Source organism: Streptomyces sp. NPDC052496 (assembly GCF_040679095.1).
Taxonomy (GTDB): Bacteria; Actinomycetota; Actinomycetes; order Streptomycetales; family Streptomycetaceae; genus Streptomyces.
The window spans coordinates 45,785-60,805 of record NZ_JBFAUH010000007.1 but is presented as its reverse complement, the minus strand read 5'-3'; the positions used below and the strand labels follow the sequence as shown (position 1 = coordinate 60,805).

1 protein-coding gene is annotated in these 15,021 nt (G+C 76.1%); it reads left to right on the top strand.

Annotated features, from left to right (window positions below):
- Window positions 1-40 precede the first annotated feature (40 nt).
- Window positions 41-14,989 (top strand): amino acid adenylation domain-containing protein, encoded by a 14,949-nt coding sequence (locus AB0L45_RS11870; protein WP_365838665.1) that lies wholly within the window; start codon window positions 41-43, stop codon window positions 14,987-14,989.
- The last annotated feature ends 32 nt before the right edge of the window (window positions 14,990-15,021 follow it).

Genomic DNA, 15,021 nt, shown 5'->3' with positions numbered 1-15,021 from the left:
TCGTAGCCCGATGAACGCATGCCGTTTTGAGGAGTAAGCGATGACCCGATCTCTTGTCGAGGACGTGTGGCCGCTCTCGCCGTTGCAGGAAGGGCTGCTGTTCCACGCCGCCTTCGACGAGGAGGGCCCGGACGTCTACCAGGGCCAGCGCTCGCTGGCCCTGGACGGCCCGCTGGACGCGGACCGGCTGCGCGCCTCCTGGGAGGCGCTGGTCGCCCGGCACCCGGTGCTGCGGGCGGGCTTCCGGCGGCGCAGGTCGGGTGACGCGGTACAGGTCGTCGCGCGCGAGGTGACCCTGCCGTGGCGGGAGGCCGACGTGTCGGGCCTGGACGCGGCGGAGGCCGCCGCCGAGGCCGGGCGGCTGGCGGCGGAGGAGCGGGCCGAGCGGTTCGACCCGGCGGTGCCGCCGCTGCTGCGCCTGCTGCTGATCCGGTTCGGCGCCGAACGCCACCGGCTGGTCGTCACCTCCCACCACGTCCTGATGGACGGCTGGTCGATGCCGGTCCTGCTCAACGAGCTGACCACGGTGTACGCGGCGGGCGGTGACGCCCGCGGCCTGCCCGGGGCGCCCCGTTACCGCGACTACCTGGCCTGGCTGAACCGCCAGGACAAGGACGCGGCCCGGCAGGCGTGGCGGGCCGAGCTGGCCGGCAACGACGAGCCGACCCTGGTGGCACCGGCCGACCCGGCCCGGCTGCCGGTGGTCCCCGAGAGCCTGATCAGCGAGATCCCCGAGGACCTGACGCGCGGCCTGGTGGGACTGGCCCGCGCCCACGGGCTGACCGTCAACACCGTGGTGCAGGGCGCCTGGGCGCTGCTCCTGGCGCGGCTCGCCGGGCGCGACGACGTGGTGTTCGGCGCCACGGTGGCCGGCCGCCCCGACGAACTGCCCGGCGTCGAGTCGATGGTGGGCCTGTTCATCAACACCCTGCCGGTACGGGTCCGGCTCGACGGCGGACAGCCGCTGCACCGGCTCCTCAGCGGCATCCAGGAGCGGCAGACCGCGCTCATGTCCCACCAGCACCTGGGCCTGGGGGAGATCCAGAAGCTGGCCGGGCCCGGGGCGGTCTTCGACACGCTGGTGGTGTTCGAGAACTACCCGGCGGCACCCGCCGGGGCCACCGGCCCGGACGCCTTCACCCTGCGCTTCCTCGAAGGGCGCGAGACCTCCCACTACCCCTTCACGCTGGTCGTCGTGCCCGGTGAGCGGATGCTCTGCAAGCTCGACTTCCGCCCGGACCTCTTCGACCGCCGTACCGCCGAGGCCGTGTTCGCCCGGCTGGTACGGGTGCTGGAGCAGCTGGTGGCGGACCCGTCGGCGCCGGTGGGCCGGACCGGCGTCCTGCGGGCGGACGAACGGGACCTGGTCGTCGAGGGCTGGAACGCGACGGCGGCCGAGGCGGCGGGGCCGTCGGTCCCGGAGCTGATCGCGCGGCGCGCGGCGTCGGCGCCGGACGCCGTGGCCGTCAGGGACGAGCGGCGGACGCTGACGTACGGCGGGCTGGCGGCGGAGGCGGGGCGGGTGGCCGCGTACCTGGCGGACGCCGGGGTGCGGCGCGGCGATCGCGTCGCGGTGCTGATGGAACGGTCCGCCGACCTGGTGGTGGCCCTGCTGGCGGTGTGGCGGGCGGGTGCCGCGTACGTGCCGGTGGACGCCGGGTACCCGGCGGAACGGATCGCGTTCCTGCTGGCCGACGCGGAGCCGGCGGCCGTCGTGTGCACGACGGCGACCGCTGCGGCGGTCCCGGTGGACGCGGGGGGCCGCCTGGTGGTGCTGGACGCGCCGGAGGTCGCGGTGTACGGCGGTCCGGGCCCGCAACTGCCGCTCGGCGCCCACGACATGGCGTACGTGATGTACACCTCCGGCTCGACCGGTGTGCCGAAGGGCGTGTCCGTGCCGCACGGGAGCGTGGCGGCGCTGACGGGGAGCCGCGGCTGGGCGCTCGGCCCGGACGACGCGGTGCTGATGCACGCCCCGCACGCCTTCGACGTGTCGCTGTTCGAGATCTGGGCGCCGCTGGTGGCCGGCGGCCGGGTCGAGGTGGCGCGGCCGGGCGCGGTGGACGCGCAGCGGATCCGCGAGGCCGTGGCGGGCGGGGTGACGGCCGTGCACGTCACGGCGGGCCTGTTCCGGGTGGTCGCGGAGGAGGACCCGGAGTGCTTCGCGGGGCTGCGCGAGGTGCTGACCGGCGGCGACGTGGTCCCGGCGGCATCCGTCGCCCGCGTCCGCGCGGCGTGCCCCGAGGTGGCCGTACGGCATCTGTACGGACCCACCGAGGTCACCCTGTGCGCCACCTGGCACGTCCTGCGGCCCGGCGACGAAGCGGGCGGGGAACTGCCGGTCGGCCGCCCGCTGGACAACCGCCAGGCGTACGTCCTGGACGCGTTCCTCCAGCCGGTGCCGCCGGACGTGGTCGGCGAACTGTACGTGGCCGGCACCGGCCTGGCGCAGGGGTACTGGCAGCGCGCCGGGCTCAGCGCCGAACGCTTCGTGGCGTGCCCGTTCGCCGACGGCGGGCGGATGTACCGGACCGGTGACCTGGCGCGCTGGACGCCCGAGGGCGAGCTGGTCTTCGCCGGGCGGGCGGACGCGCAGGTCAAGGTGCGCGGCTTCCGGGTCGAACTGGGCGAGGTGGAGGCGGCGCTGGCCGCGCACCCGGCCGTCGGCCAGGCCGTGGTCGTGGCCCGCGCGGACGGCCCCGGCGAGCGGCGCCTGGTGGGCTACGTGGTGCCCGACGGGCAGCAGGCGGACGCGGACGAGATCCGCGAGCACGTCGCCAAGGTGCTGCCGGACTACATGGTCCCGGCGGCCGTGCTGGTGCTGCCGGCCCTGCCGGTGACGGTCAACGGCAAGGTGGACCGGGTGGCGCTGCCCGCCCCCGACTTCGCCGGGCGGGTGTCCGGGCGGGCCCCGCGCACCGCGGCCGAGGAGGTCCTGTGCGGCCTGTTCGCCGAGGTGCTCGGCCTGGACCGGGTAGGGGCCGACGACAGCTTCTTCGCGCTGGGCGGCGACTCCATCGGCTCGATGCAGCTGGTGTCACGGGCCCGCCGCGCCGGACTCGTCCTGACACCGCGCCAGGTCTTCGACCTCAAGACGGCCGGGCGGCTGGCGGCGGTGGCGGCCCGTACCGGTGACGCCGCCCCCGCGGCGTCCGACCCGGGCGACGGCGAGATCCCCTGGACGCCCGTCATGCGGGCGCTGGGCGAGCGCGCCGCCCGCCCCGGCTTCGCCCAGTGGATGATCCTCGGCGCGCCGGCCGGACTGGGGACGGACGCGCTGACCGCGGGACTGGCCGCCGTACTGGACACCCACGCCGTGCTGCGCGCCCGCGCCGTCACCGGTGAACGGCCCGTCCTGCACGTGCCCGGCCGCGGCGCGGTCGACGCCGCCACGCTGGTCACCCGTACCGACGCCACGGACGCGCCGGACGACGCCCTGGACGGCATCGCCGAGGACGCGGCCCGCGCGGCCGCCGAGCGGCTGGACCCGGCCGCGGGCGTGCTGGTGCAGGCGGTGTGGGTGGACGCCGGTCCGCGCCGGACCGGGCGGCTGGCCCTGATCGTCCACCACCTGGCCGTGGACGGCGTGTCCTGGCGCGTCCTCGCGCCTGACCTGCGGGCCGCCTGCGAGGCCGTGACCGCGGGCGAAGCACCCGAACTCGATCCCGTCGGCACCTCGTTCCGCCGCTGGTCCGAACTCCTCACCGCCCAGGCGTCCGGCCCGGCCCGCACGGCCGAACTCGACGCCTGGACCGCCCTGCTCGACACCACGGACCCGCAGCTGGGCACCCGCGCGCCCGACCCGGACACCGACACCGCGGCCACCCTGCGCCGCCGCTCCTGGACGGTGACCGGCGCGGCGGCCGCCGCCCTGCTCGACCGCGCCCCGGCGGCGTTCCACTGCGGAGCGCACGACGTCCTCCTGGCCTCCCTGGCAGGCGCCGTCGCCCACTGGCGGCCCGCCCCGGGCACCGGCCTTCTGGTGGACGTCGAAGGACACGGCAGGGAACCGCTCGACGGCACCGACCTGTCCCGGACGGTGGGCTGGTTCACCAGCGTCCACCCGGTCCGGCTGGACCTCTCCGGCATCGACCTGCCGCAGGCACTCACCGGCGGCCCCGCGGCCGGCGCGCTGCTCAAGGCCGTCAAGGAACAGGCACGCGCCGTACCCGGCGACGGCCTCGGCTACGAGCTGCTGCGCCACCTCAACCCGGAGACGGCCCCCGCGCTGGCCGCCCTCCCGGCCCCGCAGCTCGGCTTCAACTACCTCGGCCGCTTCGCCACGGGCGCGGACGGCGGCACGGTCGGCCCGTGGCAGACGGCCGGTACCACCGCGATCGGCGGTACGGCCGCGCCGGACCTGCCCGTCCAGCACGCCCTGGAAGCGAGCGCCGTCGTCCGCGACACCCCGGACGGACCGGCCCTGGACCTCGCGCTGAGCTGGCCCGCCGCCCTCCTCGACGAGACCGCGGTGACCGGGCTCGGCCAGGTCTGGCTGGACCTCCTCGGCGGCCTGGCCGCCCACACCGGCGCCCCCGGTGCGGGCGGGCACACCCCCGGCGACTTCCCGCTCCTGGACCTCACCCAGGAGAGCGTGACGGCGCTGGAGGCCGCCGTGCCGTCCCTGACGGACATCTGGCCGCTGTCGCCCCTCCAGGAAGGGCTGCTGTTCCACGCCGCCTTCGACGAGGAAGGCCCGGACGTCTACGAGACCCAGCGGCTGCTGGAACTGACCGGCCCCCTCGACGCCGCCCGGCTGCGCGCTTCCTGGCAGACGCTGCTGGCCCGGCACGACGCGCTGCGGGCGAGCTTCCACCAGCGGGAGTCCGGCGACACCGTGCAGGTCATCGCTGGGGCCGTCGAACTGCCCTGGGGCGAGGCGGACCTGTCGGCGCTCCCGGAGCCCGAGCGGCAGGCCGCACTGGACCGGCTCGCCACCGACGAGCGGTCCCGGCGCTTCGACCTCGCCCAGGCCCCGCTGCTGCGGCTGCTGCTCGTCCGCGTGGCGGCGGACCGGCACTTCCTGGTCGTCACCAGCCACCACATCCTCCTGGACGGCTGGTCCATGCCGATCGTCCTGGACGAGCTGGGCGCGGCCTACGCTGCGGGCGGCGACGGCACGGACCTCAGGCGCACCGCCTCGTACCGCGACTACCTGGCGTGGCTGAGCGAGCAGGACAAGGACGCCGCACGCGCCGCCTGGCAGGCGGAGCTGGCCGGCGCCGAGGAGTCCACGCTGGTGGCCCGCTCCGAGCCGGGCCGGGCCCCGGCGGAGCCCGAGACCGGCGCCGCCGAACTCTCCGAGGACGGCACCCGGGCCCTGACCGAACTGGCCCGGCAGCACGGCCTGACCGTCAACACCGTGGTGCAGGGCGCCTGGGCGATGGTGCTGGCGCGCCTGGCCGGCCGGACCGACGTGGTCTTCGGCGGCACGGTCTCCGGCCGGCCGCCGGAGCTGCCCGACGTCGAGTCGATGGTCGGCCTGTTCATCAACACCCAGCCGGTACGGGTACGCCTGGACGGGGCCGAGCCGGTCCTGCGGATGCTCACCGGCCTCCAGGAGCGCCAGTCCGCGCTCCTGGCCCACCAGCACCTCGGCCTGCCGGAGGTGCAGGGCCTGGCCGGCCCCGGCGCGGTCTTCGACACCATGCTGATGTTCGAGAACTACCCGCGGACCACCGCCACCCTGTCCGCCTCCATGCGGGCGGGCGGCGAGGTGACGATCACCCAGGCGAAACTGGTGGCGGGCACCCACTACCCGCTGGCCGTGGGCGTCGTCCCCGGCGACCGGCTGCGGATCTACGTGACGTACCGCCCGGACCTGTTCGACCGGCGCGAGGCCCGGCAGCTGGGCGAGCGGGTGATCCGCGTCCTGGAACAGGTCGTGGCCGACCCGCAGGCGCCCGTCGGCCGCATCGGCGTCCTGGCCGCACCGGAACACCACCGTGCCGTGACCGCGGGGCACCCGGCGGCAGCCGGACAGCCGTCCGCCGCGTCGGTGCCGGAGCTGATCGCCCGGCGCGTGGCGTCGGCGCCGGACGCCGTGGCCGTCGGGGACGGGCGGCGAACTGTCCAATATGGCGGGTTGGACACCGCGTCGGACCGCCTCGCCGCGTACTTGGACGGTCTGGGAGTGGGGCGTGGGGACCGGGTCGCCGTGGTGATGGAGCGGTCCGTCGATCTGATCACGACGCTGCTGGCGGTGTGGAAGGCCGGTGCGGCGTACGTGCCGGTGGACGCCGGGTATCCGACGGAGCGGGTGGCGTTCCTGCTGGCGGACTCGGGCCCGTCGGTCGTGCTGTGCACGGAGGCGACGCGGGCGGCGGTGCCGGCGGACGTGGCCGGGCAGGTCGTCGTGCTGGACGATCCGAAGGTGCGGGCGGCGGTGGCGGAGGCCACTGGTTCGCAACCGGCGCTCAGCGCTGACGACTTGGCGTACGTGATGTACACCTCCGGTTCCACCGGTGTGCCGAAGGGTGTGGGTGTGCCGCACGGCAGTGTGGCCGCGCTGGTCGCGGACCGCGGCTGGGCGCTCGGCCCGGACGACGCGGTGCTGATGCACGCCCCGCACGTCTTCGACGCGTCGCTGTACGAGATCTGGGCACCGCTGGTCACGGGCGGCCGCGTAGTGGTCGCCGGGCCCGGCACGGTCGACGCCCGGCGGATACGCGAGGCGGTGGCGGCGGGCGTGACGGCGGTGCACCTGACGGCGGGCCTGTTCCGCGTGGTCGCCGAGGAGGCGCCGGAGTGCTTCGCGGGGCTGCGGGAGGTGCTGACCGGTGGTGACGTGGTTCCGGCCGGGTCCGTCGCCCGCGTGCGCGCGGCGTGCCCCGAGGTGGCCGTACGGCATCTGTACGGGCCGACCGAGACCACCCTGTGTGCCACGTGGCGGCAGCTGCGGCCGGGCGAGCCCGTGCCGGGTGACGTGCTGCCGATAGGGCGTCCGCTGGACGGCCGCCGGGCGTATGTGCTCGACGCGTTCCTCCAGCCCGTACCGCCCGGTGTGGACGGTGAGTTGTATCTGGCGGGCACCGGTCTGGCGCGCGGCTATCTCGACCGTCCGGGGGCGACGGCCGAGCGGTTCGTGGCCTGCCCGTTCCCGCCCGGCGGGCGGATGTACCGTACGGGCGACCTGGCGCACTGGACGTACGACGGTGAGCTGGTCTTCGCCGGACGGGCCGACACCCAGGTCAAGGTGCGTGGCTACCGGGTCGAGCCGGGCGAGGTCGAGGCCGCGCTCGCCGGGCACCCGGCGGTGGCCCAGGCGGTGGTGGTGGCCCGCGAGGACCGGCCCGGCGAGCGGCGCCTGATCGGGTACGTCGTGCCGGACGGGACGGCGGTGGACGCCGAGGCGGTCCGCGAGCACGTGGCCGGGCTGCTGCCCGACTACCTCGTCCCGGCCGCCGTGGTGGTGCTCGAAGCGCTTCCGGTGACCGCGAACGGCAAGGTCGACCGGGCCGCGCTGCCCGCGCCCGACTTCGCCGCACGCGCCTCGGAGCGGGCCCCGCGCACCGGCACCGAGGAGATCCTGTGCGCGCTGTTCGCCGAGGTGCTGGGCGTGGACCAGGTCGGCGTCGAGGACAGCTTCTTCGAGCTGGGCGGCGACTCGATCATGTCGCTGCAGCTGGTGTCGCGGGCCCGGCGCGCCGGAGTGGTCGTCACACCGTGGCAGGTCTTCGAGGAGAAGACCCCGGAGAAGCTGGCCGAGGTGGCCGAGACGGCCGGGGACGACACCGGGCCCGGACCGGCGGCGGACGCCGGGGCGGGCGAGGTCGCCTGGACCCCGGTCGTACGGGCCCTCGGCATCCCGGCCGCGACGCGCGGCGAGTTCGCGCAGTGGGCGGTCGTAGGGGCCCCCGCCGGGCTCGGCCAGGACGTGCTGACCGCCGGGCTGGCCGCCGTACTGGACACGCACGACATGCTGCGGGCCCGGGTGACCGACGGCCCCGAACCGGCGCTGCACGTCCGCCCGCGCGGCTCGTTGGACGCCGCCGCGCTGGTCAGCCGCGTCGACGCCGCGCACGTACCGGACGACGGCCTGGACGGGCTGGCGGACGGGGCCGCGCGGGAGGCGGTACGGCGCCTGGCGCCCGCCGACGGTGTGCTGGTGCGGGCGGTGTGGCTGGACGCCGGTCCCGCGCGGACCGGGCGGCTGGTCCTCGCCGTCCACCACCTGGCCGTGGACGGCGTCTCCTGGCGCATCCTCGTGCCCGACCTGCAAGCCGCCTGCGAAGCCGTGGCGGCGGGCCGGGAACCGGACCTCGACCCGGCCGGGACGACCTTCAGGCAGTGGTCGGCCCTGCTGGCCGCACAGGCGACGGACCCCGCGCGCACCGCCGAACTGGAGCACTGGACCGCCCTGCTGGACGGCCCCGACCCGCTGGTGGGCGAGCGTGCCCTCGACCCGGAGCAGGACACCGCGGCGACCGTCCGCCGCCTCACCTGGACCGTGCCCGCCCAGGAGGCCGCCGTCCTCGCGGCGCGGACACCGGCCGCCTTCCACTGCGGCGTCCACGACGTGCTGCTGGCCGCGCTGGCCGCCGCCGTGACCCGCCGGCAGGAGGAGCGCGGCCAGGACACCGGCACCGGAGTCCTCGTGGACATCGAAGGGCACGGGCGCGAGCCGCTCGCGGGCGCTGATCTCTCCCGTACGGTCGGCTGGTTCACCAGCACCCACCCGTTGCGGCTGCGCCTGGCCGGCCTCGACCTGGCCCAGGCCCTGGCAGGCGGCCCGGCGGCCGGCGCGCTGCTGAAGTCCGTCAAGGAACAGGCGCGCGCGGTGCCCGGCGACGGGCTCGGGTACGAGCTGCTGCGCCACCTCAACCCGGAGACCGGCCCCGGGCTGGCCGCCCTCCCGGCCCCGCAGATCGCGTTCAACTACCTCGGCCGGTTCACCGCCGGAGCCGCACCGGAGAAGGCCGCGCCCTGGCAGCCGGCCGGCGAGGCGGCGTTCGGCGGATCCGTGGACCAGGACATGCCCGCCCGGCACGCGCTGGAAGCGGGCGCGGTGGTCCAGGACGGCCCCGACGGGCCCGCGCTGACCCTCACCCTCAGCTGGCCCGCCGGCCTCCTGGACGAGAACGCCGCGCGGCGGCTCGGACAGGACTGGCTCGCGGCGCTCACCGGCCTCGCCACACACACCGAAAGCCCGGGCGCGGGCGGACACACACCCTCCGACTTCACCCTCCTGGAACTGACCCAGGACACCGTGGCGGAGCTGGAGGCGGCCGTACCGTCCCTCGCCGACATCTGGCCGCTGTCCCCCCTCCAGGCAGGGCTGCTGTTCCACGCCGCCTTCGACGAGGAGGGCCCCGACATCTACGAGGGCCAGCGGATGATGGAACTGGCCGGCCCGCTCGACGTCGACCGGCTGCGGGCCACGTGGCAGACACTGCTGCTCCGGCACCCGTCCCTGCGCGCCAGCTTCCACCCGTCCGCGTCGGGCGAGACCGTGCAGGTCATCGCCCGGGACGTACCACTGCCGTGGCGTGCGGCGGACCTGTCCGGGCTGCCCGAGGACGACGTGCCGGCCGCCCTCCAGGCGCTGGCCGACGGCGACCGCGAGCACCGGCTCGACCTGACGGTGGCACCGCTGCTGCGGCTGCTGCTGGTCCGGCTCGCCGAACGGCGGCACATGCTCGTGCTGACCAGCCACCACATCGTCAAGGACGGCTGGTCGCTGCCGGTGCTCATCAACGAGATGGCCGCCGTGTACGCGGCGGGCGGCCACGACCGTACGCTGCCGCCGGCCACCTCCTACCGGGAGTACCTGACCTGGCTGGACCGCCAGGACAAGGAGGCCGCCCGGGCCGCCTGGCGGGCCGAACTGGCCGGGCTGGACGAGCCGACCAGCGTCGTACCGGCCGAACTGGTCCGGGCGCCCGCCGTGCCCGAACGCATCCGCTTCGAGCTGACCGACGACCTCACCCGGGGGCTGACGGAGCTGACCCGCCGTCTCGGCCTGACGGCGAACACCGTGCTGCAAGGCGTGTGGTCCCTCCTGCTGGCCCGGCTGACCGGCCGCGACGACGTGGTCTTCGGGACCACCGTCGCCGGCCGCCCGCCGGAGCTGCCGGGCGTCGAGTCGATGATCGGCCTGTTCATCAACACCCTGCCGGTACGGGTGCGCCTGGACGGCGCGCAGCCGGTCGCCGACCTGCTGACCGACCTCCAGCGGCGCCGTACCGCGCTGCTGGCCCACCAGCACGTCGGACTGCCGGAGATCCAGCAGCTCGCCGGGCCCGGCGCGACCTTCGACACGCTGGTGGTCTACGAGAACTACCCGCAGCCGCCCGAGACACCCGCCGCCCCGGACTCCCTCGCCGTACGCCCGGCCGGCGTCCCCGAGGACCGCGGCCACTACCCCCTCACCTGGATCGTGGCTCCCGGGGAGCGCGCCCAGGGCGACTTCATCTACCGCCCGGACGTCTTCCCGCGCGCCCGCGCCGAGCGCATGCAGGCCGCCCTGGTCCGCGCCCTGGAACAAGTGGTGGCGGACCCGGCGACGCCCGTGGGCCGGATCCGACTGCTCGGCGAGGACGAACGCGAGCTGGTCGAGACCCGGTGGAACCGCACGGCGGCGCCCGCCCCGGCCGCCACGCTGCCGGAACTGTTCGCCCGGCAGGCCGGGCGGTCCCCGGACGCGACGGCACTGATCACCGACGACCGCACGCTGACCTACGGCGAACTCGCCCAGGAGACCGGCCGCCTGGCCCGCCACCTGACCGGGCTCGGCGTCGGACCCGAGCAGCGGGTCGCGGTGGCCGTGCAGCGGTCGGCCGCCATGGTCACCGCCGTACTGGCGGTGTCGACGGCGGGCGGCGCCTTCGTACCGGTGGACCCGGCCCACCCCGCCGAGCGCGTGGCGTACGTCCTCGCCGACGCCGCACCGCCGGTGGTGCTGTGCACCGAGCAGACCCGGCACGTCCTACCGGACGGGTACGCCGGACACGTCGTCGTCCTGGACGACGCGGCGGTGGCGGCCCGCATCGCCGCGCTGCCGGGCGGCCCGCTGACCGACGGCGAGCGGACCGCGCCGCTGCGCCCGGCGCACGCCGCGTACGTCACCTACACCTCCGGCTCCACCGGACGGCCCAAGGGCGTCGTCGTCCCGCACACGGGCGTGGGCAACCTGGCGCGCGCCCAGATCGAACGGTTCGCGGTGACACCGGAGTCCCGGGTCCTGCAGATGGCGTCGCTGAGCTTCGACGCCGCGGTCTCCGAACTGTGCATGGCCCTGCTCTCCGGCGCCGCCTCGGTCGTCCCCGGCCCGGAGGGGCTGCCGCCCCACGTGGCCCTGGGCGCCGCGCTGCGCCGCTGGGACATCACCCACGCCACCGTCCCGCCGAGCGTGCTGGCGGTGGCCGAGGAACTGCCCGCGGCGCTGGAGACGCTGACCGTGGCGGGCGAGGCGTGCCCGCCGGCGCTGCCCGCCCGCTGGGCCGGCTCCCGGCGGATGATCAACGCGTACGGGCCGACCGAGACGACGGTGTGCGCGGCGATGAGCGCGCCGCTGACGCCGGACACCGGCACGGTGCCGATCGGCCGGCCGATCGCGAACTCCGGCACGTACGTGCTCGACGCCTTCCTCCAGCCGGTGCCGCCGGACGTCGCCGGGGAGCTGTACGTCACCGGCGTCAACCTCGCCCGCGGCTACCTCGACCGCCCCGGCCTGACCGGGGAACGCTTCGTGGCCTGCCCGTTCGCGCCCGGCGAGCGGATGTACCGCACCGGCGACGTGGCGCGCTGGACGCCGGACGGCGAGCTGGTCTTCGTCGGCCGGGCCGACGCCCAGGTCAAGGTCCGCGGGTACCGCGTGGAGCCGGGCGAGGTGGAGGCCGCGCTGGCCTCCCACCCGGCCGTGGCCCAGGCCGTCGTGGTGGCCCGCGAGGACCGCCCCGGCGAGCGCCGCCTGGTCGGCTACGTGGTCGCCGGCACGGCCACCGCGGACCGCGACGAGCGGCTGGAACAGGAACAGGTCGGCGAGTGGCAGGACCTGTACGACACCCTGCACGCCCACCCGGAGTCCGACGTGCTCGGCGAGAACTTCGCCGGGTGGAACAGCAGTTACGACGGGCAGCCCATCCCGCTGGAGCAGATGCGCGAATGGCGGGCCCGGACCGTCGCCCGCATCCGGGCCCTGCGCCCCCGCCGGGTGCTGGAGCTGGGCGTGGGCACCGGCCTGCTCCTCTCGCAGCTCGCTCCCGACTGCGAGACGTACTGGGGCACCGACTTCTCCGCCCCGGCGATCGAGGAACTGCGGCGGCACGTCAGCCGCGACCCGCGGCTGGCCGGACGGGTCGAACTGCGCACCCAGGCGGCTCACGAGGCCGACGGCCTGCCCGCCGGGTACTTCGACACGATCGTGCTCAACTCGGTCGCGCAGTACTTCCCCAACGCCGGATACCTCCAGGAGGTCGTGGAGCTGGCCGTACGGCTGCTGGCACCGGGCGGCGCGCTGTTCGTCGGCGACGTACGCAACGTCCGTCTCCTGCGCGCCCTGGCCACCGCCGTGCACGTGGGCCGCGCGGCCCACGACGGCGACCCGGCCGCGCTGCGGCGGGCCGTGGAGCGCAGCGTCGTCCTGGAGAAGGAACTCCTGGTCGACCCGGAGTTCTTCACCGCGCTGCGGGACCGGCTGCCGGACACCGCCGGCGTCGACATCCGCCTCAAGCGCGGACACCACCACAACGAGCTGACCCGGTACCGCTACGACGTGACGCTGCACAAGCGGGGAGCCGCCGTGCTCTCCCTCGACGGCGCACCCGAGCGGTCCTGGACGGCCCCCGACGGCGGCCTCGCCGCACTCCGGCGCCACCTGGACGGCGAGCGCCCGGACCGGCTGCGCGTCACCGGCGTGCCCAACGTCCGGGTCGCGTACGAGGCGGCGCTCGCCCGTACCGTCCAGGACGGCGGGGATCCGGCGCGGCCGGCGGCCGGCGGCGGTACGGGACACCCGGACCTGCCGGGCGCCGGCGCCCCCGACGTCGAGGCGTTCCACGAGCTGGGGGAGAGCCTGGGCTACTGGGTCGGCGCCACCTGGTCCACCGGGACGCCGGACACCCTGGACCTGGCGTTCGTCCGCGCCGAACTGGTGGCCGGGGCCGCGCCGGTGGACATCTACGTACCGGCCGGGGGCACCGCGGGGCCCGAGGCCCCGCTGACGGCGTGGACCAACGCGCCGGCCGCCGGCCGCGACACCGGAGCACTGCTGGCCGCCCTGCGCGCCCACGTCGCCGAGCGGCTGCCCGAGTACATGGTCCCCGCGGCCCTGGTGCCGCTGGACCGGCTGCCGCTCACCCCGAACGGCAAGACCGACCGCGCCGCGCTGCCCGCGCCGGACTTCGCCGGGCAGGTCTCCGGACGCGCACCGCGCACCCCGGTGGAGGAGACGCTGTGCACCCTGTTCGCCGAGGTGCTCGGCCTCGAACGGGTGGGCATCGACGACAACTTCTTCCACGTGGGCGGCGACTCCGTCATGTCGATGCAGCTGGCCTCCCGGGCCCGCCGCGCCGGACTCACCCTGACACCGCGCCAGGTCTTCGAGCAGCCGACCCCCGAACGCCTCGCGGAGGCCGTGGAATCGGCACAGGCGGCCGAGCGCGCACGGGCCGCCGGCGACGTCGGCACGGGCCCGATCGCGCCGACCCCCGCCCTGCGGGCGCTCGGCGGCCACGCCTTCGACCGGGGCCTCGCCGAGTGGACCGTCGTGACCGCCCCGGCCGGCCTGGAGACGCACACGCTGACCGCCGGGCTCGCCGCCGTCCTGGACACCCACGACATGCTCCGGGCCCGCCTGGAACGGGACGAGGACGGCCGGCCGGTGCTGGTGGCCGGTGAACGCGGCACGGTGGACGCCGCCTCGGCCGTCCTCCGTATCGACGGCACCCGCATCCCCGACGGCGACCTGGACGCCGTCGCGGACCGGGCGGGCCGCGAGGCGGCGGAACAGCTGGACCCCGCCACCGGCCCCGCGCTCCGCGCCGTGTGGCTCGACGCCGGCACCGGACGCACCGGCCGGCTGGCCCTCGCCGCCCACCACCTCGTCGTGGACGAACCGTCCTGGCGCACCGTGGTCGCCGACCTCGCGGCGGCCTGCGCCGCCGTGGCGGCCGGTGCCGTACCGGAACTGGCACCCGTCGGCACGTCGTACCGGCGGTGGGCCGCGGAGCTGGACGGCGGGCCGGCCCAGGAGAGCCGGGCCCCCGCGGGGCCGTCCGCTTCCGTCCCCGCGCACCAGCGGTCGTGGACCGTACCGCATGACACCGCGGCCACCCTGCTGCACCGGACCCTGCCCCTCTACCACTGCGACCTCCACGAGGTGCTGCTCGCGGCCCTGGCGGGCGCGGTCGCCCGCCACGGGAGCGGCACACCCGTCGTGGTGGCCGTCGAGACGGACGGCAGGCAGCCGGCGCCGGACGCGGACGGCGGTGAACTGGCCCGTACCGTCGGCCGGTTCACCCGCGTCCAGCCCGTACGGCTCGACCTGTCCGGCACCGATTTGGACGGGGCTTGGGCAGGCGGACCGGCGGCCGGTACGTTGTTGAAGGCCGTCAAGGAACACCTGCGTGCCGGCCCCGGGGCCGCCACGGCCCCGGACGCCCAGCCGGAACCCCGCCTCTCCTTCACCCACCGGGACCGGACCCGCACCGGGCCCGCGGACACGCCCTGGCAGCCGGCCGGCCCCGCGGCGGCCGGCGGCACGGCCCGGCCGGGCCCGCGGACCCCGTACGACCTGGAGGCGCACGCCGTCCTCCGGGGCACCCCGGACGAGCCGGAACTGACCCTCACGCTCGGCCGGACCGCCCCCGCCGCGGACGCGCCGGCCGAGCACGTCGGCCGGGCCTGGCTGGACCTGCTGGCCGGCCTGGCCGCGCACACCGCCGACCCGGCGGCGGGCGGCCACACCCCCTCCGACTTCGGCCTCCTCGATCTCGCCCAGGGGCAGATCGACGAGCTGGAAGCCGGATTCACCGATGACGAGCGCTAGCGACCGAGCACGACGAGGCGTTGTGAGGAGAA

What these genes read in the sequence shown, in the direction of transcription:
- AB0L45_RS11870 (WP_365838665.1), top strand. Translation starts at nt 41, where the DNA reads ATGACCCGATCTCTTGTCGAGGACGTGTGGCCGCTCTCGCCGTTGCAG.